This is a genomic window from Prauserella alba (genome assembly GCF_024171735.1).
GTDB lineage: Bacteria > Actinomycetota > Actinomycetes > Mycobacteriales > Pseudonocardiaceae > Prauserella > Prauserella alba.
The window spans coordinates 50132-70457 of record NZ_JAMTCH010000004.1; the positions used below are offsets into that span (position 1 = coordinate 50132).

The window sequence follows — 20326 nt, forward strand, 5'->3', positions numbered from 1 at the left end:
ACCCGACAGGGCCGCATCGTGTTGCAGGTTCGGACGACGATTCTTGAGCCCGCCGTGTGCCGCGCCTACAGTGCCCGGCATGCCCGCCGCCACGGCCATGCCGCCCCACCTGCTGACCGCCGCACTCGACGCTCCCGGTTTCATGCCCACCGACGAGGGTCTCGCCCTCTACGACGCCCTGCACGAGACCGTGGCCGCACGGCCGGGCGACGCCGACGAGCGGCCCGTCGCGGTCGAGATCGGCAGCTACTGCGGCAAGTCGACCGTCTTCCTGGGCGCGGCCGCGCAGGAGACGGGTGCGCGGGTCGTGACGGTGGATCACCACCGCGGTTCCGAGGAACACCAACCCGGCTGGGAGTACCACGACCCCGGGCTCGTCGACCCCCACACCGGCCTGCTCGACACCCTGACCGCCTTCCGCCGGACCATCGCCGGAGCCGGGCTGGAGGACCATGTCGTGGCCGTGGTCGGCCGGTCCCCCGAGGTCGCGGCGCTGTGGCGGACCCCGGCCGACCTGGTGTTCATCGACGGCGGCCACACCGAGGAAGCCGCCGACGCCGACCTCGCCGGCTGGGCACCGTGGGTGCGGCCGGGTGGCCTGCTGGCCATCCACGACGTGTTCCCCGATCCCCGCGACGGCGGCCGTCCGCCGTTCCACATCTTCCGCCGCGCGCTGGCCTCCGGGCAGTTCGCCGAACACACGGCGACCGGCTCGATGCGCCTGCTGCGGCGGATCGCCGGTCAGCCGGGAACGCCCGTCACGTAGGTGTCGCAGCCACACCCGGCGCCGACGGGTGCGAGACCGAGCGGGAGGCCGTCGCCGCGGAAGATCGCCGACGCCGGAGTGGTGCGCGACAGCGCGTCGGCCGCCAGGATCACCGCCGCACCGGTCCACGTGGTCCGTTCCTCGGGCCAGCGCTTGCCGTCGGCGAACACGTGGCCCGTCCAGTACGAGCCGTCCGGGTCACGAAGGTGCTGCATGGCCGCCAGCAGCTCCCTGGCCCGCGCGGCCTCCCCCAGCGCATCGAGGCTGAGCACGAGCTCGCACGTCTCCGCCCCGGTGACCCACGGCCGGTCGTCGACACACCGGGCGCCGAGCCCGTCGACGACGAACTCGTGCCAGCGCCGGTGGATCCGGTCCAGCCCCGCCTGCCCGCGGACGGCACCCCCGAGCACCGGGTAGTACCAGTCCATCGAGTACCGGCTCTTGTCCGCGAACGCCTCGGGGTGGGCCCGTAGCGCGTGCCCGAGCCTGCCGAGCGCGACCTCCCAGTCCGGCTGGGGCCGCTCGACGTGGTCGGCCAGCGCGAGCGCGCACCGCAGACTCTGGTGGATGCTGGCGCATCCGGACAGCAGAGCCTCGCCCGCCCATGCCCCCTCCCCGCCACGCGCCCAGGCGACCTCACCGCGTTCGGCCTGCGCGTCGAGCACGAGGTCGACGGCGGCCCGCACGACCGGCCACATACCGCGGGCGAACTCCTCGTCCCCGGTGCACGTCAGGTGGTGCCACACGCCGACCGCCACGTACGCACAGAAGTTGGTGTCGGTGGTCGGGTCCTCGACGCGGCCACCGACGATCTTCGCCGGCCACGATCCGTCGGCCCGCTGGGTGCGGCGGCACCAGTCGTAGGCCGCCGCCGCCTCGTCGTGGAGGCCCGCGGCCGTCAGCGCCATGGCGGACTCCACGTGGTCCCACGGGTCGGTGTGGCCGCCGGGGAACCACGGAACGGCACCGGAACTCTCCTGCACGGCGGCGATCGACTCCGCCGTGGCCGTCACGTCCACGGCGGTCAGCACCCCGGGAACCGCAGGAACTCCGGGCGGGTCAGTCACCGGCGGCCCCCTGGCTCGCGCCGCGGCCGTCGGCGCCGGCCGCGTCCTTGACGCTGTACACCGCGAGACTCTTGCCCACCGCGGGATCGAGCAGCCGCTCGGCGGTCCGGGTCAGCCAGGGCTTCCGCATCATGTCCCACACCAGCACCCGGTGATAGGCCTTGACCAGTGGGTTGTCGTCGTTGTCGGGCCCGACGGCGCATTTGAGCCACCAGTAGGGGGCATGCAGCGCGTGCGCGTGCTCGCCGCCGACCGGCCGGAGCCCTGCGGAACGCAGCTTCGCGCGCAGCTCATCGCCCCGGTAGATCCGCACGTGCCCGCCCTCCACCTCGTGATAGGCGTCCGAGAGCAGCCAGCACACGCGCTCCGGCAGCCAGCGGGGCACCGTGACGACGACCGACCCGCCGGGCCGCGCCACGCGCACGAGCTCGGCGATCGCCCGTTCGTCCTCGGGGACGTGCTCCAGGATCTCCGAGGCGATCACGCAGTCGAACGCCCCGTCCGGGAACGGCAGCCGCAGCGCATCGCCCGCCACCGTGGTGGCCGCGGCCCCCGCCGGCACCTGACCTTCGGCCGACATCGCGGCGAACATCGTCTCGACCTCGGCTAGCGCGGACTTGTCCTGGTCGAACGCCACGACATCGGCGCCGCGGCGGTAGGCCTCGAACGCGTGCCTGCCCGCACCGCAGCCGACGTCGATCACGGTCGTACCCGGTCCGACCCCGATCCGGTCGAAATCCACCGTCAGCATCTACCTCGCCTTTCGCCGTGTCCGGTCGATCACCTCGCGGTATGCATCCACTGTGGACGCAGCGACGGATCGCCAGCTGTACCGTTCGAGAGCCCGCGCCCTTCCCGCTTCGCCGAGGCGACCGCGCAGATCCCGGTCGTCGAGCACGGTGGCCAGCTCCCGCGTCAGCGCCTCGGTGTCGCCGGGAGGCACGAGCCGTCCGCAGTCGCCCACCACCTCGGGCAACGCTCCTGCCCGGCTGGCCACCAGGGGCGTGCCGCAGGCCATCGCTTCGACCGTGGGCAGCGAGAAGCCCTCGTAGAGGGACGGCACACAGGCCACGTCCGCCGAGGCCAGCAGGCCGGCGAGCTCGTCGTCGGCCAGCCCGTGCACCGCGCGCACGACGTCGCCGATCGCCAGTTCGTCGATGAGCCTGCGGGTGGGCCCGTCGTCGGCGAGCTTGCTGACCAGCACCAGTTCGACGTCACGTTCGGCCCGCAGCTTCGCCACCGATTCGAGCAGGTGGCGGACACCTTTCAGCGGCACGTCCGCACTGGCCACCGCCACGATCCGGCCCGGGACCCGATCGCCGGTGGGCCGGAACAGTTCCGTGTCGACGCCCAGCGGAATCGTCGTGAGCCGTTCCCGTGCCACCCGGAAGTCATCGGCGATGTCGTCGGCCGACGCCTGCGACACGGTGATCAGCCGCGGCAGGCGCCGGGCCACCCGCGCCTGCATCGTCACGAAGCCGTACCAGCGGCGGACCGCGAGCCTGCGCCGCCACGGCGCCGCCGCCAGATCGGCGACCCGGTCCCGGGTGATCGGATGGTGCACCGTCGCCAGCAGGGGAACGCCGGCACGCTGCAGTCCGAGCAGTCCGTAGCCGAGGCACTGGTTGTCGTGCACGACGTCGAACTCGGCCGCCCTGCGCCGCAGCATCCGGGCTGCGCGCAGGCTGAAGGTCAGCGGCTCCGGGAAACCGGCCGTCCACATCGCCCCGACCTCGAGCAGGTCGACGGCATCGCGGTACTCACCGAGCCGCGGCGTGCGGAACGGGTCGGGGTCCCGGTACAGGTCGAGACTCGGCACGGTCGTGAGCCGAACCGGGTCGTCGAGCTCCGGATAGGGCTGCCCGGACAGCACCTCGACGTCGTGTCCGAGTTCGGCCAGCCCCCGGCTGAGATGCCGCACGTACACTCCCTGCCCACCGCAGTGCGGTTTGCTCCGGTAGGACAACAACGCGATACGCATCCGATCACCTCACCCGCACCCGCCGGACGACCGCCATGATCATCGAGCAAGACTAGAACATGTTTCACTTCCGGGCAATGCCGGTTCCCCCGGCCGCACCGGCCCGCCGTCCATGATCACCACAGGAGCGGCCCGCGCGCACCCGCTCGGCACTCACACCGGCGACATCTCGGCGATGCGCCAACTCCCCTCGCTGCGCACAGCCACGACGTCGATCCACACCGAGTCCGAACCACGCGAGGACATGTCCTCGCCCAGCACGCGCCGGTCCGCGAGCACGAGCAACTCCGCCCGCCCGTCCTCCAGACTGCGCACCCCGACGGACCGGACCGTCGTCGACTGCACGGCACCCGATGCGGGCTCGCCCCCGGCCCCACGGCCCCCGTCCGCCGGGTTCCCGCCCTCCTGGTCCGCTCCCTGGTTCCCACCGTCCCGGTTCCCGTTCGCCTGCTCGCGGAGACGGGCGAAGGTGGCCTCGTACTCCCGGCGCGCCGCTCCGGTCAGCACCCGATCGGCCGCGCGCTCGGTACGCGCGAGGTCACCGCGGTCGTAGGAGAACACGGCCGTGACGGCGGCGTCGATCTCCGAGGTCAGCTGCTCCGTCCGCGCCACGTCGACGTGGGCCACATCGTCCGGTGCCGCATCCGCCGCGCGCATGCCCAGCCAGACCGCACCCGCCGACGCCACGACGCACACCGCGGCGAGAACGGCGAGAACCGTGGCACGCCGCGCCGCCGGGGTCCGGGGGCGGCTCGCCGCGTCGTCGGCCCCGCCGGGGTCACCGGGCGCATCCTCGTCGCCGGGTTCCCACTCCTGTCCGGAATCCCGCTCCTGCCCGGAATCGCACTGTTCGCCGGATTCGCACTGTTCGACCGCTCGCCGATCCGCGGTGTCCCGCTGGTCGCTGCGGTCGCCGGGCTCGGCCCCGGCTTCCGGGACCTCCGCCTCGTCCTCGCGGTCGCCACGTGTCCGCCAGGTGCCCGTCCGCCAGGTCCCCGTCCGCCCCGTCACGAGCCCACCGCCTGCACGTTCGACACGGTCCACCGCTGTCCCTTCCGCGCCAGGGATGCGATGAACGTGCTGCGCCGCTGCTGTTTCCCGACGTCGGTGTCCACGACCGCCAGCAGCCGCGCCGTCCCGCCCTCGACGTCCAGTTCGGACAGCGCGGACCTGGTCACCGTTGCCGTGGCGACCGTTTCGGCGTTGCGGGCGCGATCGAGGTGCCGTTCCCGGTCACCCGTCAGCCGGGCGTGCAGGCCGCCGGAGGTCACTCGCGCCCAGGCGTCGAGGTCCGACGCGGCGGTGCGGTGGTCGATCGTATGGAGCACCTCGAGTGCCCTGACTCCTTCGCGCACGGCCGCATCGCGGACCGCGGCGGTGCGGGCGGGCTCGCTGTGGGCGACCGCCCACCAGCGCCAGCCCAGGCCGGCACCGGCGAGCGTCGCGATCACGGCGACGGCCAGCAGTACGGCAACCGTACGGTCACGGGCCACCACGCGCCGCAGCTGCGCCGGCTTCATCCGCCCACCCCCAGCAGGCCGCCCAGGCCGGAGGACCCCGATCCCGCCGAGTCGTCCCGCCCGGAACCGCGGTCGCCGGCACCGGTGACCGAGAAGTCGAGCAACCCGGGCAGCCCGCCGGGCCGGTCCCCGCGCCCGTCCCGGTCCCCGCCCGGGGCTGTCTCCCGGTCGGCGCCACCGCTCGCGTCCTGGTCACCACCCGGCACCTGCACCGGGTCACCCGCCACCGGAGCGTTCTGCGCGCCGCGGACGTTGCTCGGACTCCCCGGCGGCTCGGCGCAGTAGGCCTCGGTGTTCGGCTCGATGTCGCGCGTGTCGTTGGCGGGACGGCGCTGCGTGCCCTCGTACCCCTTGGTGCAGCCGTGCGGGTCGAAGAATGTGGGCACGAAACCGAGATGCCCTTCGCCGTTGGACACGACCGACCGCGAGAAGCCCGACACCATCGGCAGCGCGACCATCATGTGCTCAAGTGCGTCCGTCCGCGGTTCGAGCACCTGCGAGGTCGTCAGCAGGTTCGCGATCAGCACGGACAGGCTCGTCCCGGACTCGTCGAGCAGTGCCGAGATCTCGCGGCTCGCCCCGGGTGCGCGGTCGATGACGGTGCGCAGATCGGAGTCGGAGCTCTTCAGCTGAGCCGCGATGTCGCGGAATCCGCCCGCGATCGACCGCAGCTGATCGGCGTTCCGGCGCTGCGTGTCGAGCACGGTCCGGCTCTGCCGCAGCAGTTGCGCGGTCTCCGGCAGGTTCTCCGTGGCCTCTGCGGTCAGCGACCCCGCCGAGTCCAGCAGCCGCCCGAGGTCGGGACCCGCACCGGTGAACGCGGTATCGAGTTCGTCGACGACCGTCCGCAACGACTCCGGATCCACACTGGACACGAGCCGGTTCAGGTTGCCCAGCAACTGTCCGGGCGGCACCGGCGTATCGGTTCGGGAACTGTCGATCGTGGAGCCGGGTCCGAGATACGGCCCGCCGTCGGAACGAGGCCGCAAGTCGACATATTGCTCGCCGACCGCCGACCGGTTGGCGACGACGGCCTCGGAGTCGGCGGGGATGTCCGGGGTGCCGTCCTCGATGTCCAGATCAACGGTCACACCGTCGCCTTCGAGACGGAGGGCGGCCACCCGGCCGACCGTCACGCCCCGGTAGGCGACCTCCGCGTTCTCGAAGATGCCACCCGACTCGCTGAGCTGGACGTGGACCACGTACCCGCGGTTGCCCAGCAGCCGGTCCAGCCCCGCATAGGTGCCTCCGGCGTAGCCGACCGCCAGCAGGGAGATGAGACCGAACACGAGCAGCTGCAGCCGGTTCTTGCGTTCCAGGCGCATCAGCCACCTCCCAGTAGGCCGCCGAGCAGACCACCGACGCCCCCGCCGTCGCCACCCGGCCGCCCCTGACCGCCGCCGGACTGCGGCGCGGTCAGCGAACCCGACGGGTCGGGCAGTGGCAGTGGCGGCGGTGCGTCCCCGTCGTTGAACGGGATGGCACCGTCGGCGCCGGTGCCGTCGTCGTGCGGGAGCTGCACCGGCGGTCTGCGTGCGTTGAGGATGTTCTCGAGGATCGCGTCGAGTTGCAGGTCCAGTCGCACGCTCACGTTCGCGTAGTCGCCGTGCATGATCGATTCGCCGAACACCGGGATCGGATAGCTGGGCAGCAGCTGCATCGCCTTGGGCAGATCGGCGCCGGTTTCGGCGAGTTTCTCCAGCGTCGGCGTGAGCGCGCGCAGGTTCGCGACGAGACTCTGTTTGCTCGCGTCGACCACCCGGGTACCGGTCCCGGACAGCTTCCGTAGCGACGTCAACATGCCGACCAGCTGCTGCCGCTGCCCGGAGACCACCTTCAGACCCGGCTCCAGGTGATCCAGCGCCGTGGCCAGGTGACCGCGCTGTTTCGACAGGGTGCCCGACAACCGGTGCACCCCGTCGATCGCCCGTACGATCTCGCCGCGCTGCCGGTCCAATGTGGTCGCGAGTTCGTCCACACGCGTCAGCAGCGCCCTGATCTCCGGTTCGTTCCCTGCCAGCGCGTCGTTGAGCTCGCCGACGATGTCCCTGAGCTGTTCCACCCCGCCGCCGTTGAGCAGCAGCGACAGTGCCCCCAGTACCTCCTCCACCTGCGGGTTGCGGTTCGTGCGATCGAGCGGGATCACGTCGCCGTCACCGAGCGTTCCGGTGCCGCCGCCGTCACCCGGCGGCCGCAGCTCGACGAACTTCTCACCGAGCAGGCTGGACTGGCGCAGTTCCGCCACCGCATCGGCAGGCAGGTCGATGTCGCCGTTCACGGCGAGATCGGCGAGCGCGGTCTTGCCGTCGTCGGCGAGCCGCACCCGCTCGACCCGGCCGACGGCGACGTCGTTCACCTTCACCGCCGCCTGCGGCACGAGGTCGAGCACGTCGTTGAACCGCACGGTGATGCGGTAGGGCCGGTCGCCGAGGTCGGCGCCGCCGGGCAACGGCGCGTTGTACAGACCCGAGAAGCCACCGTCGCCGCAGCCTGCCACCAGCAGCAACAGGCACACCAGCGACAGGTGCAGCGCCCGGCGCGCCTTGCCAGGCCGCCCGTTCGGCTTTCGCTGCGCCGCCGGCACCGTCGTCACCGTCATCACCGGCCTCCCGGTGCCACGATCGACGGGAGCGGGAGCGGCGGCAGCTCCCCGCTCTGGATCGAGGCCAGCAGTTGCGAGACCGACGGCAGGTCCGCGGCGCCGTCGACGACCGGGCCGAGAATCTCGCACAGCTTGTCCAGTGCCGCCGGCGTGCGATGGTCGGCCAGCGACTTCGTCAGCTTGCAGGCACTGGTCATCAGCGGGTTGGTGACCTCGTTGAAGTTGTAGCGGATCGCGATCGACCCGGAAGCGGCGTCGTAGGAGTTGATGAAGTTGGACAGCCCGAGCGGCGCGACGTCGGCGATCTCCGCGACCGCGGCGCGCTGATCGACCAGGACCTGGGTGATGCCTTCGAGCTTGCCGATGTTGTCCGAGAGCGCCTTGCGGTTCTGGCCGACGAAGCCCTTCACCTTGCCCAGCGCACCGCCGAGCGACGACAGCGCCTTCCCGACGTCGTCGGAGTCCTCGGCCAGGAATCCGCTCACCTCGGCGAGCCGCTGGTAGAACCGGTTCAGCTGCGCGTCACTGGTCGCGAGCAGTTCGGTGAACTGCTGCAGGTTCCGCACCGTGGCGAACAGGTCGTCGGACGAGCCGTCGAGCGTCGTGGCCAGTTCGGACAGTCTCGTCACCGTGGTGTTCAGGTTCCGGCCGTTGCCGTCGAGGTTGGCCGCGGTCGTGTCGAGGACCCGCGACAGCGCACCGTCGGAGTTCGCCCCGTCCGGACCGAGCGCCGTGGACAGCTCGTCCAGGCTCGCGTACAGGTCGTCGATCTCCATCGGGGTGGCGGTGCGCTCGCGCGGGATGACGGTGCCGGACGACATCACCGGCCCGCCGTCGTACACCGGTGTCAGCTGCACGTAGCGGTCACTGACGAGGCTCGGCGCGACGACGACCGCGTCGGCGCTCTCCGGGACCTGGACCCCGTCGTCGACGCGCATGCTCACCACGACCTGGTCGCCACGCGGCTGCACCCGCGTGATCTCGCCGACCTCGATGCCGAGCACCCGCACCGTCGACCCGGCGTACAACCCCACCGCACGGTCGAAGTGCGCCGTGAGCCTGATGCCGGCCTCCTCGCGCAGCAGCCACCAGCCGCCGCCGGTGAGCAGGAGCACCGCGACGCAGGCCGTCGCCAGCCAGCGGTACACGCTCCTGCCCGCGCGCGTGTCCATCGTCATCGGCCACCCCCGACGCCCTGGTCGGGTGCGGCCATGTCGCCGATGCAGCCCTCCGAGTTGTACTCGTAGCCGGTGCCCGTGTTGATCGTCGGCGGCAGCAGTCCGCAGATGTAGCCGTCGAACCAGCGGCCGTTGCCGGTGACGTTCGTGCCGAGCCGGGTGAACGGCGCCAGCAGTTCCAGCCCCCGGTCCAGGTTGTTCTGGTTGCGCTGCAGCACGGTGGTGACCTTGCCGAGTTCCCGCAACGCGGGCCGCAGCTGCTCCCGGTTGTCGTCGACGACCCCGGACAGCTGCTGTGACACCTGCCGGGTGCCGACCAGGAGGCGGTTGATCGCCTGGCGCCGGTTCTGCAGTTCGGTCAGCAGCGTGTTGCCGTCACCGATCACCTTGCGCAGCTGCTGGTTCCTGCTGCGGAGCGTTCCGGTGATCTTCCTGGTGTTCGACAACAGCCTGCCGAGCTCGGCGTCCCGTGACGACACGGTCTCCGACAGCGCCGAGAGCCCCTGCAGCGCCTCGGTCATCGGTTCGGAGGTGTCGGCGAAGGTCTCGGACACCACGTCGAAACTCTTCGCGAGCTGGTCGGTGTCGATCTCGTCGACGGTCCCGGACAGCTGGTCGAACGCGTCCTGCAGTTCGAACGGGGTTTCCGTGCGCGCCACCGGTATCGGCTCGGCCGGATCCTGCGGCGCCTCTCCCTCCGGATCGAGCGCGAGGTACTTCTCCCCCAGCAGCGTCTTGATCTCGATCGACGCCCTCGTCCGGTCGCCGATCCTCGAGGTGTCGATACCTTCGAGCGAGAAGGTCGCACGCACGCGGGTGCCGTCGAGCACGACCTCGTCGACCTCGCCGACCCGGACCCCGGCCAGCTGCACGTCGTTGCCCTCGGCCAGACCGGCGGACTCGGCGAAGTGTGCGGCGTAACTCGTGCGATCGCTCAGTATCGGGATCTCGTCGGCCCGGTAGACGGTGACGGTCACGAGCACCACCAGCACCAGGGCCACGAGTCCCACCGCGGCCTGATTCCGTTCGGTCAGCGGTTTCACTCTGTCTGACACCTCTCCGGCTGCTGTGTCGCGGGCAACGGCAGGATCGGCACCTCGACGTTGAGTGCCTTGATGCCGACCGTCCCGCTCAGATCACACAGGTAGTAGTTGAACCAGCTGCCGTAGCTGACCGCACGCGTGAACTTCTGGAGGTGCCCCGGCAACGTCGTCAGCACCTCGTCGATCAGCTCGCGCGAACCGGCCAGGCCGCCGGCCAGCTTCCGCAGCGCCCTCACGTCCTGGCGCAGCGGCTGCCGTGCGTCCTCGAGCAACCCGCTGGTCGCCGTGGTCAGTTCGGCCAGCCCGGAGACGGCCTCGCCGATCGGTTTCCGCTGTTTCGCCAGCCCGCTCACCAGCTCCTGCGTCGTCGACACGAGGTTCTTCACCTGCGGCGTGCGCGAGTTGACCGTGCCGAGGACCCGGTTGAGGTTGTCGATGGTCTGCCCGATGACCCGGTCCTTCGACGCGAGGGTCGAGGTCAGCGACGCGGTGTGCGACAACAGGCTCCGCACCGTGCCGCCCTCGCCCTGGAACACGCGGATGATCTCGTAGGAGAGCTGGTTGATCTCCTTCGGTTCGAGTGCGCGGAACAGCGGCTGGAAGCCGTTGAACAACACCGTCAGGTTCAGCGCAGGACTCGTCCGTTCCGGCGGGATCATCCCGCCCGGTTCGAGCCTGCCCCGGTCGGGCACGTCGGTGCCGAGCGCGAGATACCGCTGCCCGATGAGGTTGCGGTACTTGACGGTGGCCGTCACCAGCGCGGGCAGCCTGCGCTCACCGTCGACGTCGAACCGGACCTGCGCGTGGTCGCCCTCCCCGACGGTGATCTCCTTGACCTGTCCGATCTTCACGCCCGCGATCCGCACGTCGTCGCCCTCGGACAGTCCGGACACGTCGACGAACCGCGCGGTGTAGCCCGAGGTGTCGCCGAAGTTGGTGTTGGCGATCGTCGCGGCCAGCAGACCGGTCAGCAGTACCGTCACGAGTGCGAACGCGGAGATCTTCAGCAGCGCGGGAACGAAACTCCTCATCGCAGCTCCACCGTCATCCCGCGGTACAGCGGGCCGAGCAACACGCCACCCCAGCCCGGCAGCTCGTCCGGTGCGATCCCGGTGCGCGGCGACTGCAGGACCCCGACGAGCCGGTGTTCGGCCACCGAGTTCGCCGGCGAGGAGATCCGGCCCTGGGTCGAACCGCCACCGCCCGCCGCTTCGCCGCCCGCGGCGGCGCCGGAGCCACCCTGCAGCGCGGCCTTGTCGTCCCCGTCGGCGGGGAACGGCACGTCGTAGCCCAGTACCGGACCGGGCAGCGGGCCGGAGTTCTTCGACGGCGCAGGGTGGGTCGACCCGTCCTTGAGCGGCCCTTCCGGCGGGTACTGCGGAAACCGCTCGGGCGGCACCTTCTGCGGATAGCATCGCGGGCCGCGCTTGTCGTTGTACCGCGGCTCGTCGACTCCAGGTTCGTACTTGCCACGGTTGTCGGCCAGCATCCGGATCACGACGTGGTTCATCTCGTCGTCGCCGTATCCGAACGCCGCCTTCGCGTTCGGCACCGCCTCGGCGAACTGCCGGAACATGCACGGGTACTGCGGTGCGTACTTGGCGAGCACGTCCAGGGTGGGCTGGGACGTGGTCGTCAGGCCGATGATGTTGCGCTCGTTGGCGGCGAGGAACCGCTCCAGGTCGGCCGACGCGCCCGCCACGCTGTTGTACACGCCGGCGAGACCCTGTCGCTTCTCGACGATCGTGCGCGTCGTCGTGGTCAGATCACGCATCGCGGCGAGGAAATCGGGGGCCGCCTCGTGGTAGACGTCCGCCACGTCGGCCACCGCCGTGATGTCGTGCGACAGATCGGGCAACGACGGGTTGAGGTCCTTCAGGTACTCCGACAGCCCCACGAGCGTGTCGCCGAACTTCTCGCCGCGCCCCTCCAGCGCGTCGGAGACCGACGACAGCGTCCCGGCGAGCTTCTGGGGCTGCACCGACTGGAGCAGCGGGAGCACATTGGACAGCACTTCCTCCAGTTCGACGGCGGAGCGACTGCGATCCTGGGTGATCACGTCGCCGGCCGCGAGCGCCGCCACCTCGCCGGAGGCCGCCGGCCGCTCCGGCGGCTGCAGCGCCACGTAACGCTCGCCGAACAGGGTCTTGGGCAGCAGCCGCGCCGACACGTCCGCGGGCACGGCCTCGATCCGGTCCCGCTCGATCGCCAGCTCCAGGACGGCCTTCTCGCCGTCGGTGGTCACCGAGCGCACCTCGCCCACGCGCATCCCGCGGATCTTCACGTCGGCGCCCGTGCGCAGCTGGTTGCCCGCGGTCGTGGCCTCGAGCCGCACGGGGACGGCGTCGGAGAACGCCTTGTTGTAGATCGCGATCGTCGTGGCGATGAACAGGGCCGCCACGACGAGGAAGATCAGCCCGAGCAGTTGCAGCCCGAGCCGGTGCAGCACAGCCTTCCGCGGGTTCATCCGGACAACCTCACCGTCGTCGTCGCACCCCAGATCGCGAGGCTGAGGAAGAAGTCCAGCACCGCGACCAGCACGATCGAGGTCCGTACCGCCCTGCCCACGGCCACGCCCACCCCGGCGGGCCCGCCGCGCGCGTAGTAGCCGTAGAAGCAGTGCGACATGATCACGATCGTGCTGAAGATGATCACCTTGAGGAACGACCACAGCACGTCCTCCGGCGGGAGGAACAGGTGGAAGTAGTGGTCGTAGGTGCCCGCGGACTGCCCGTACATCCAGATCGTCACCTGACGGGAGGCCAGATACGACGACAGCAGGCCCACCGCGTACAGCGGGATCACCGCCACGACACCGGCGATCACCCTGGTCGTGACCAGGTAGGGCAGGCTCGGGATGCCCATGACCTCCATGGCGTCGATCTCCTCGGAGATCCGCATCGCGCCGAGCTGGGCGGTGAACCCGCAGCCGACGGTGGACGACAGGGCCAGTCCCGCGGCGAGCGGCGCCACCTCACGGGTGTTGAAGTAGGCGGAGATGAAGCCCGTGAGCGCGGCCGTGCCGAGCTGTTCGAGCGCCGCATAACCCTGAATGCCGACGATGAGGCCCGTGAACAGGGTCATGCCGATCATCACGCCGAGGGTGCCGCCGATGACGGCCAGTCCCCCGGTGCCGAAGCAGACCTCGGTGAGCAGCCGCAGGGTCTCCTTGCTGTAGCGCCGGACCGTGCGCGGCACCCAGGCGAGCACCTTGAGGTAGAACAGCAACTGCTGGCCGAGCCCCTCGAACATCGCACCCGGCCGCGCGATGGCCTCCAGCACGCGCGCGTCGGAACGCGGGCCGCGCTGCGGCTGCGGGGCGGATCCGGTGTCTCGGTCCTGGGTCGCGGTCATGGCGTCACAGCGCCTTCGGTGGGACGAGTTGCAGGTACACGGCGGTCAGCACGACGTTGATGAGGAACAACAGCAGGAACGTGATCACGACCGCCTGGTTCACGGCGTCACCGACACCCTTCGGTCCGCCGGACGGGTTGAGTCCACGGAACGCGGCCACCACCCCGGCGAAGAACCCGTAGATCACGGCTTTGATCTCGCTGATCCACAGATCGGGCAGCTGGGCGAGCGCGTTGAAACTCGCCAGGTACGCGCCGGGGGTGCCACCCTGCATGACGACGTTGAAGAAGTAGCCGCCGAGCACGCCGACGACGCTGACGAGGCCGTTGAGCAGCACCGACACGACGATCGCCGCAAGCACCCTCGGCACGATGAGGCGTTGGATCGGGTTGACCCCGAGCACCTCCATCGCGTCGATCTCCTCGCGGATCTTGCGGGCGCCGATGTCCGCGCAGACGGCGCTGCCGCCCGCTCCCGCGACGAGCAGCGCCGTGATGAGCGGACTCGCCTGCTGCACGATCGCGAGTGCGCTGGCCGCACCGGTGAAGGATTGCGCCCCGATCTGCTGGGTCAGCGACCCGAGCTGCAACGCGATCACCGCGCCGAACGGAATCGCGACCAGCGCCGTGGGCAGGATCGTGACACTGGCGAAGAACCAGCACTGCTGAATCCACTCCCGCCATTGGAACGGCCGCCGCGGGATGGCGACGAGCACCTGCCACGACAGCGTCGTGAGCCGGCCGACCTGTGCGAACGCGGCGGTGCCCGGGAGCGAACCCGTCCGTGCGGTCATGACACCTCCTGCACCGGCTGTCGACTGCTGTCTCCCGGCCCTTTCCTCAGGGCTTCAGCGCGTGGGTCGCGGTCGCACCTCCGTCGGCGACGAACTCGGCCCCCGTGCTGTACGAACTGTCGTCACTGGCGAGGAAGGCGACGAGACCGGCGATCTCCTCGGGTCTGCCGACCCGGCCGAGAGCGACCTTTCCGCCCACCGGGGAGAGGTCGGTGTCCTCACCGGTGAACCTGCGGACCATGGCGGTGTCGATCATGCCCGGGTGCACCGAGTTGACGCGAATCCCCTTGCCGCCGAGTTCCAGGGCCGCCACCTTCGTCATGCCGCGGATCGCGAACTTCGTCGCCGTGTACGCCGCGACGTACGGCATTCCGGCCAGCCCTTCGACCGAGGACAGGTTGATGATCGAACCGCCGCCCGCCGACGTCATGGGTGCGACGACCGCACGCATGCCGAGGAACGTACCGACCTGGTTGACGCGCAGCAGCCGTTCGTAGTCGGCCAGGGACGTGTGTTCCAGCTCCGAGAAGTGCAACAGCCCCGCGTTGTTGACCAGCACGTTCGGTGGGCCGAATTCCTCGGTCACCCGCTCGATCGCCGAGTTCCAGTCCTCTTCGGACCCGACGTCGAGCCGCTGGTAGGCGGCCGCACCGTCGCGTTCGGCGCACAGCCGGGCCGCGACCTCCTTGCCGTCGGTGTCCTCGACGTCGGTGACCAGCACACGCGCGCCTTCCGCGACCAGTCTGCGCGCGAACGCCGCTCCCTGACCGCCCGCGGCCCCGGTGATCAGCGCGATCCTGCCGTCGAGCCGCGATCCGTGCGCGGCGGTGTTCGGTGTCGTCATCGCCCCGCTCACATCATCTCGTCGCCGAGCGGCATCAGTACGGTCTTGAGCTCGGTGAAGGACTCGATCGACGACTTGCCGCCCTCCCGGCCCAGCCCCGACTGCTTGAATCCGCCGAACGGCAGGTGGGGTTCGATCTGGAAGCCGTTGACGCACACGGTGCCCGCGCGCACCTTGCGGGCCATGCGGAACGAGCGCTGGGCGTTCGCGCTGAACACGCTGGCGCCGAGGCCGTACTCCGTGTCGTTGGCCATCGCGACGGCCTCGTCCTCGTCGTCGAACGGGATCACGGCCAGCACCGGGCCGAAGACCTCCTCCTGTGCCAACCTCGACGAGTTGTCGACGTCGGCGAAGATCGTCGGCGCGACGAAGTTGCCGCCCGCGTAGTCCCCGTCGAGGCGCTCCCCTCCGGTCACGAGCCGGGCGCCGTCGGCCTTGCCCTGCTCGATGTAGCCGAGCACGCGCTCGAGCTGCTTGCCGTTGATCAGCGGCGCGGACATCACGGCCGGGTCGAACGGGTCGCCGTAACTCACCATGCCCGCCATGCCCTGCGCCGCGGCGATGAACTCGTCGTAGACGCCGCGGTGCACGAGCGCACGCGTGTTGGCCACGCAGGCCTGGCCGGACAGGCCCAGGGTCACGGCACCGATCGTCGTGGCCGCGGCGAGACCGACGTCGGCGGCATCGTCGAACACGATGGCGGGGCTCTTGCCCCCGAGTTCCAGCGACACGCGCTTCATCGTCGACGCCGAGGCCTCGACGATCCGGCCGCCGACCCCGCGTGATCCGGTGAAGCTGACCTTGTCGACGTCGGGGTGCGTGATGAGGCGTTCGCCGGTCGGGTCGCCCGGGCCGGTGACGACGTTGAGCACCCCGGCAGGCACGCCCGCCTGTTCCAGCAGTTCCACCATCCGCAGCACCGTGAACGTGCAGTACTCGGACGGCTTGAGCACCACGGTGCAGCCGGTCGCGAGCGCCGGCGCGACCTTCTGCGCGAACAGCAGGAACGGCGCGTTCCACGGGAGGATCGCCGCGACCACACCGATCGGCTCGCGGAACGTCATCGCCAGGTGGTCCCCGCCCTGGTACGGCGTGAGCGTCTCGCCGCCGAGCTTGTCGACCCAGCCGGCGTGGTGGTCGAACACGTCCGCGGCGACCTCGACGGATACGGCGTAGACGCCCGCCCCGAATCCGACGGGCACGGAGTTGTCCAGGGCCTGCAGTCCGCGCAGCTCCTCGGCGTGCTCGCGCAGCAGTGCACCGCAGCGGTGGAGCACGGCGATGCGTTCCTGCGCGCGGGTGTTCGACCATTCGCCGGAGTCGAACCGGCTGCGGGCCGCGGCGACTGCGGCGTCCACATCGGAGGCCGACGCGACGGCGAGTTCACCGATGTCCTCGCCGGTGGCGGGGTGCCGGTGCGTCCAGGTGGCGCCGCCGGTGGCGCCTCCCCATTCGCCGTCGATGTAGAGCAGACCCGGTTTGAGTCCCACCGTTTCGCGGTGCGGTTGCATGGTCAGCGTCATGGGTGCGTCTCCTGTCCCGGTTGTCCCAGTTCCAGCACGTCGGTCGCGGAGAACATGCGTGCGGGGTCGCGGTCGTCGAAGTAGCCGCCGATGCGCTCGGCGAGCTCGCCGACGGTCCAGGCCTCGCCGCCGGTGACGAAGTCCTGTTCGATCGACGGCGGAGTCAGCAGCGCCACGTGTCCGCCGTGCACGACGAACACCTGGCCGTTGATGTGGCCGGCACCCGGTGAGCCGAGGTAGGCCACGAACGGGGCGACGTGGTCGGTCGACAACGGATCGTCGCCGTCGGGCGCTTCGGCACCGAAGGTGCCGGCAGTCATCGCGGTGCGCGCACGCGGGCAGATCGCGTTGGCGCGCACGCCGTACCGGGCGCCCGCCCGCGCGGTCGACACCGTCAGTGCCGTGATGCCCGCTTTCGCCGCGCCGTAGTTCGCCTGCCCGGCGGGACCGGACAGGAACGCCTCGGACGCGGTGTTGACGATCCGGCCGTACACCGGTCCGCCGTCGGTTTTGGACACTCCGCGCCAGTGCTGCAACGCGCCGCGGCACAACAGGAAGTGCCCGCGCAGATGCACCCGGACGACGGTGTCCCAGTCGTCGTCGGTGAGGTTGAACAGCATCTTGTCCCGCACCAGGCCCGCGTTGTTCACCACGAGGTGCAGTCCACCGAAGTGTTCGGTCGCCGCGCCGAGCAGCGCATCGGCCGTGACGCGGTCACCGACGTCGCCGGGCACGGCCAGCGCCTTGCCGCCCACGTCCTCGACGGCGGCCACCGTGGCCCGGGCGGCCTCGTCGGCGACGTCGTTGACGACCACCGCGGCGCCCTGCCGGCCCAGTTCGAGCGCTTCGGCCCTGCCGAGCCCGGCACCCGCGCCGGTGACGATCGCGACCCGGCCGTCGAGCACGGTTCCGGCCGGGCCACCTGCCGGGGCCGTCACTCGAAGGTCACCACCTGGCGGATCACGTCGCCGCTGCCGTCGCGCAGCGTGTCCAGTCCGGCGTTGAGGTCGTCGAAGGCGATGCGGCGGCTGATCATGCCGTCGAGGTCGAGCATGCCCGCGCGCCAGAACCGCAGCATGGCGGCCGTGTCCCGCTCGACGTGCGCGGACCCGTAGAGCGAGCCGAGGATCTTCTTGTCGTGCAGGAACAGCTCCTGCGCACTGAACTCGACCATCGCGTCGGCCTTGCCCGCGCCCACCACGACGACGGCGCCGCCGCGGCGCACGTGGTCCCATCCGGCACGGATCGTCGCCGGAGCGCCGACGACGTCGAAGGCGTGGTCGAACCCCTGGGAGGCCGTCAGCTGGTGCTTGGTCTCCTCCACCTGATCCGGCGTCACCGCGTGGGTCGCACCGAACCGCTTGGCGACGTCGTGCTTGGCCGTGACCGGGTCGACGGCGACGATCGTGGTGGCTCCGGCGATGCGCAAGCCCTGGATGACCGAAATGCCCACGCCACCACAGCCGTACACGATCGCGGTCGAGCCCGGCTCGACCTTCGCGGTGTTGAGTACCGCCCCGACACCGGTGAGCACGCCGCACGCGATGAGTGCCGCGGTCTCGAACGGTACGTCGGCATCGACCTTCACGGCCGCGGGCGCCGGTACGACCAGCTCCTCGGCGAACGTGCCGAGTCCGGAGAAACCGAACAGCTGCTGGTCACCGATCCGGAACCGCGCCGTGGTGAAGGCTTCGACGACATGTACCGCGCACAGGTTCAGTTCCCCGCGTACGCAGTCCGGGCAGTGCCCGCACGGCGGGACGAACGACATCGTGACGTGGTCACCGGGTTGCAGATGGTCCACGCCCTCGCCGACGGCGAGAACCTCGCCCGCGCCCTCGTGCCCGACGACACCCGGCGCCATCGCGGGCAGTGTTCCGGTCATTGCGGACAGATCACTGTGACAGATACCCGAGGCACGCACACGTACGCGCACCTCGCCCGGGCCCGGTCCGGCGACCGTCACGTCGTCGCGCAGGTCGAGTTTGTCGTTCCCGATCTCGTGCAGAACGGCCGCTCTCACGTACTGCCTCCTCGTTGAAGCCTGCTCGGTGGGCGACGCGGCCGATGGTGTGTGCTGGCTCACCGCGGCTCACATCGCGACCGACAATAGAATTTGTTCTCATTCTCCGCAAGGGTGGGTTCCGCGGGTCGTCACCGACGCCATGCGCGGCGTGTTGAACCACTGAGCGGGAACGATGCCGCAGAAGCGACGAGTCGACATGATCGACCCTGGTCCGCTAAATAGAACCTGTTCTACACTTGGCGTCGACAGGGTCCGCCGCTGTGGCCGGGCCGGGTCGACGGCGACGCGACCCGACCGGCAGGCGCCACGGTCAGGTCCCTCACTACGTCCAACGGCCCACAGGAGGATCGGATGCGGATCGCGTACACACCGGAGCACGACCGGCTCCGTGACGAGCTCCGCGCGTACTTCGCGACGCTCATGACGCCGGAACGGCGCGCCGGGCTCCGCACGGGCGGCGACGTCGTCCATCCTCCCGCCAATGAGGGCGTAGCCGGCGGGAATGGGGGTCCCCCCGCCAATGAGGGCGTAGCCGGCGGGGGAGAGTACGGCGACGGCGTCGCGTACAAGGAGATCGTGCGACAGCTGGGCGAGGACGGCTGGCTGGCGCTCGGCTGGCCGGAGGAGTACGGCGGGCAGGCGCGGTCGATGCTCGACCAGCTGATCTTCACCGACGAAGCGGCGATCGCGGGCGTCCCGGTGCCGTTCCTGACGATCAACACGATCGGCCCGACCATCATGCGGTACGGCACTCCTGAGCAGAAGGAGTACTTCCTGCCGCGCATCGCGAGCGGGCGCCTCCACTTCGCGATCGGTTACTCCGAGCCCGACGCGGGCACCGACCTCGCCGCGCTGCGGACCCGCGCGGTGCGGGACGGCGACGAGTACGTCGTCAACGGCCAGAAGATGTGGACCAGTCTCATCGAGTACGCCGACTACGTGTGGCTCGCCGCGCGCACCGACCCTGACGCCAAGCGTCACAAGGGGATCAGCGTGCTGGCCGTGCCGACGTCGGCCGAGGGCTTCTCGTGGACGAAGGTCCACACCGTCGCCGGTCCCGGCACGAGCGCGACGTACTACTCGGACGTGCGCGTACCCGTTTCCTCCCGGATCGCCGAGGAGAACGCGGGCTGGCCACTGATCACCAACCAGCTCAACCACGAACGCGTCGCGCTCACGTCGGCCGCTCCGCTGCGGGCGGCGCTCGACGAGGTCGTCACGTGGGCACGGGAGACCAAGCGGCCCGACGGGAGCCGAGTGATCGACGAGGCGTGGGTGCGGGCACACCTGGCGCGCGTGCACGCCCACGCCGACTACCTCAAACTGCGCAACTGGAAGATCGCCTCGACGGCCGACACCGGTGGGGTCGCGCCCGCCGACGCATCTGCGACGAAGGTGTTCGGCACGGAGCTGGCCACCGACGCCTACCGGCTGCTGCTCGAGGTACTGGGCGCGGGCGGGCTGGTCCGCGAGGGCAGTCCGGGTGCGGTGCTGCAGGGACGTATCGAACGCGCGCACCGCTCGGCACTGATCCTCACGTTCGGCGGCGGCACCAACGAGATCCAGCGGGACATCATCGGAGCGACCGCGCTCGGCCTTCCCGTGACCCGCTGACGAGCGCCACTACGG

At 70.6% G+C, this 20326-nt stretch carries 19 protein-coding genes; 2 read left to right on the plus strand and 17 right to left on the minus strand.

Translation table 11 applies throughout. The annotated features are described in order from the left end of the window. Positions 1-79: 79 nt before the first annotated feature. Positions 80-766, plus strand: coding sequence for a class I SAM-dependent methyltransferase (locus LY12_RS09205; RefSeq protein ID WP_253855105.1), 687 nt, complete (start codon positions 80-82; stop codon positions 764-766). Here the strand turns inward: LY12_RS09205 and LY12_RS09210 are convergent. The 17 genes from LY12_RS09210 to LY12_RS09290 all read right to left on the minus strand — a co-directional run bounded on the left by LY12_RS09210 (position 742) and on the right by LY12_RS09290 (position 18694). Further along, positions 742-1833, minus strand: coding sequence for a prenyltransferase/squalene oxidase repeat-containing protein (locus LY12_RS09210; protein WP_253855107.1), 1092 nt, complete (start codon positions 1831-1833; stop codon positions 742-744). The genes LY12_RS09205 and LY12_RS09210 overlap by 25 nt on opposite strands. Further along, the gene (locus LY12_RS09215; RefSeq protein ID WP_253855108.1) at positions 1826-2584 is read right to left on the minus strand and encodes a class I SAM-dependent methyltransferase; all 759 of its coding nucleotides are present in this window, start codon (positions 2582-2584) and stop codon (positions 1826-1828) included. The genes LY12_RS09210 and LY12_RS09215 overlap by 8 nt, the downstream gene beginning before the upstream one ends. Next, entirely contained in the window at positions 2585-3814 is a 1230-nt protein-coding gene (locus LY12_RS09220; protein ID WP_253855110.1) for a glycosyltransferase family 4 protein, read from the minus strand. Positions 3815-3967: 153 nt separating this feature from the next. Then, positions 3968-4825 (minus strand): hypothetical protein, encoded by an 858-nt coding sequence (locus LY12_RS09225; protein ID WP_253855112.1) that lies wholly within the window; start codon positions 4823-4825, stop codon positions 3968-3970. Then, a complete protein-coding gene (locus tag LY12_RS09230) occupies positions 4822-5334 on the minus strand; it encodes a hypothetical protein (RefSeq protein ID WP_253855114.1) in 513 nt (170 codons plus the stop codon). Before LY12_RS09230 ends, LY12_RS09225 begins: the two co-directional genes overlap by 4 nt. Beyond that, positions 5331-6659, minus strand: a complete 1329-nt coding sequence (locus LY12_RS09235) for an MCE family protein (protein ID WP_253855116.1) — start codon at positions 6657-6659, stop codon at positions 5331-5333. The genes LY12_RS09230 and LY12_RS09235 overlap by 4 nt, the downstream gene beginning before the upstream one ends. After that, positions 6659-7933, minus strand: coding sequence for an MCE family protein (locus tag LY12_RS09240; RefSeq protein ID WP_253855118.1), 1275 nt, complete (start codon positions 7931-7933; stop codon positions 6659-6661). The genes LY12_RS09235 and LY12_RS09240 overlap by 1 nt, the downstream gene beginning before the upstream one ends. Then, the gene (locus LY12_RS09245; protein WP_253855120.1) at positions 7933-9114 is read right to left on the minus strand and encodes an MCE family protein; all 1182 of its coding nucleotides are present in this window, start codon (positions 9112-9114) and stop codon (positions 7933-7935) included. The genes LY12_RS09240 and LY12_RS09245 overlap by 1 nt, the downstream gene beginning before the upstream one ends. Beyond that, on the minus strand, positions 9111-10157 hold the full coding sequence (locus LY12_RS09250; RefSeq protein ID WP_253855122.1) for an MCE family protein: 1047 nt from the start codon (positions 10155-10157) through the stop codon (positions 9111-9113). The genes LY12_RS09245 and LY12_RS09250 overlap by 4 nt, the downstream gene beginning before the upstream one ends. Continuing rightward, positions 10154-11188 (minus strand): MCE family protein, encoded by a 1035-nt coding sequence (locus LY12_RS09255; protein WP_253855124.1) that lies wholly within the window; start codon positions 11186-11188, stop codon positions 10154-10156. The genes LY12_RS09250 and LY12_RS09255 overlap by 4 nt, the downstream gene beginning before the upstream one ends. After that, the gene (locus LY12_RS09260; protein WP_253855126.1) at positions 11185-12624 is read right to left on the minus strand and encodes an MCE family protein; all 1440 of its coding nucleotides are present in this window, start codon (positions 12622-12624) and stop codon (positions 11185-11187) included. Before LY12_RS09260 ends, LY12_RS09255 begins: the two co-directional genes overlap by 4 nt. Then, complete coding sequence (locus LY12_RS09265) at positions 12621-13409, minus strand: MlaE family ABC transporter permease (RefSeq protein WP_253857254.1); 789 nt, start codon at positions 13407-13409, stop codon at positions 12621-12623. The genes LY12_RS09260 and LY12_RS09265 overlap by 4 nt, the downstream gene beginning before the upstream one ends. A gap of 106 nt (positions 13410-13515) precedes the next feature. After that, positions 13516-14304: an MlaE family ABC transporter permease gene (locus LY12_RS09270; RefSeq protein WP_253855127.1), complete on the minus strand. Its 789-nt coding sequence runs from the start codon at positions 14302-14304 to the stop codon at positions 13516-13518. 46 nt (positions 14305-14350) lie between these two features. Next, a complete protein-coding gene (locus tag LY12_RS09275) occupies positions 14351-15148 on the minus strand; it encodes a glucose 1-dehydrogenase (protein ID WP_253855129.1) in 798 nt (265 codons plus the stop codon). Between the two features lie 8 nt (positions 15149-15156). Further along, the gene (locus LY12_RS09280) at positions 15157-16671 is read right to left on the minus strand and encodes an aldehyde dehydrogenase family protein (protein WP_253855130.1); all 1515 of its coding nucleotides are present in this window, start codon (positions 16669-16671) and stop codon (positions 15157-15159) included. After that, positions 16668-17576 (minus strand): 3-oxoacyl-ACP reductase, encoded by a 909-nt coding sequence (locus LY12_RS09285; protein WP_253857256.1) that lies wholly within the window; start codon positions 17574-17576, stop codon positions 16668-16670. The genes LY12_RS09280 and LY12_RS09285 overlap by 4 nt, the downstream gene beginning before the upstream one ends. A 29-nt stretch (positions 17577-17605) precedes the next feature. Continuing rightward, positions 17606-18694, minus strand: a complete 1089-nt coding sequence (locus LY12_RS09290; RefSeq protein ID WP_253855132.1) for a Zn-dependent alcohol dehydrogenase — start codon at positions 18692-18694, stop codon at positions 17606-17608. Positions 18695-19048: 354 nt separating this feature from the next. Here LY12_RS09290 and LY12_RS09295 point away from each other — a divergent pair, with 354 nt between their 5' ends. Further along, positions 19049-20311 carry an acyl-CoA dehydrogenase family protein gene (locus LY12_RS09295; protein WP_253855133.1) on the plus strand — a complete coding sequence of 421 codons (1263 nt, stop codon included), beginning with the start codon at positions 19049-19051 and terminating at the stop codon, positions 20309-20311. The last annotated feature ends 15 nt before the right edge of the window (positions 20312-20326 follow it).

Bases quoted from the DNA above. Each gene is read 5' to 3' on its own strand.
- LY12_RS09205 (WP_253855105.1), top strand. From the start codon at position 80: ATGCCCGCCGCCACGGCCATGCCGCCCCACCTGCTGACCGCCGCACTC.
- LY12_RS09215 (WP_253855108.1), bottom strand. From the start codon at position 2,584: ATGCTGACGGTGGATTTCGACCGGATCGGGGTCGGACCGGGTACGACC.
- LY12_RS09220 (WP_253855110.1), bottom strand. From the start codon at position 3,814: ATGCGTATCGCGTTGTTGTCCTACCGGAGCAAACCGCACTGCGGTGGG.
- LY12_RS09230 (WP_253855114.1), bottom strand. From the start codon at position 5,334: ATGAAGCCGGCGCAGCTGCGGCGCGTGGTGGCCCGTGACCGTACGGTT.
- LY12_RS09235 (WP_253855116.1), bottom strand. From the start codon at position 6,659: ATGCGCCTGGAACGCAAGAACCGGCTGCAGCTGCTCGTGTTCGGTCTC.
- LY12_RS09240 (WP_253855118.1), bottom strand. From the start codon at position 7,933: ATGACGGTGACGACGGTGCCGGCGGCGCAGCGAAAGCCGAACGGGCGG.
- LY12_RS09245 (WP_253855120.1), bottom strand. From the start codon at position 9,114: ATGACGATGGACACGCGCGCGGGCAGGAGCGTGTACCGCTGGCTGGCG.
- LY12_RS09255 (WP_253855124.1), bottom strand. From the start codon at position 11,188: ATGAGGAGTTTCGTTCCCGCGCTGCTGAAGATCTCCGCGTTCGCACTC.
- LY12_RS09260 (WP_253855126.1), bottom strand. From the start codon at position 12,624: ATGAACCCGCGGAAGGCTGTGCTGCACCGGCTCGGGCTGCAACTGCTC.
- LY12_RS09265 (WP_253857254.1), bottom strand. From the start codon at position 13,409: ATGTTCGAGGGGCTCGGCCAGCAGTTGCTGTTCTACCTCAAGGTGCTC.
- LY12_RS09270 (WP_253855127.1), bottom strand. From the start codon at position 14,304: ATGACCGCACGGACGGGTTCGCTCCCGGGCACCGCCGCGTTCGCACAG.
- LY12_RS09275 (WP_253855129.1), bottom strand. From the start codon at position 15,148: ATGACGACACCGAACACCGCCGCGCACGGATCGCGGCTCGACGGCAGG.
- LY12_RS09280 (WP_253855130.1), bottom strand. From the start codon at position 16,671: ATGACGCTGACCATGCAACCGCACCGCGAAACGGTGGGACTCAAACCG.
- LY12_RS09295 (WP_253855133.1), top strand. From the start codon at position 19,049: ATGCGGATCGCGTACACACCGGAGCACGACCGGCTCCGTGACGAGCTC.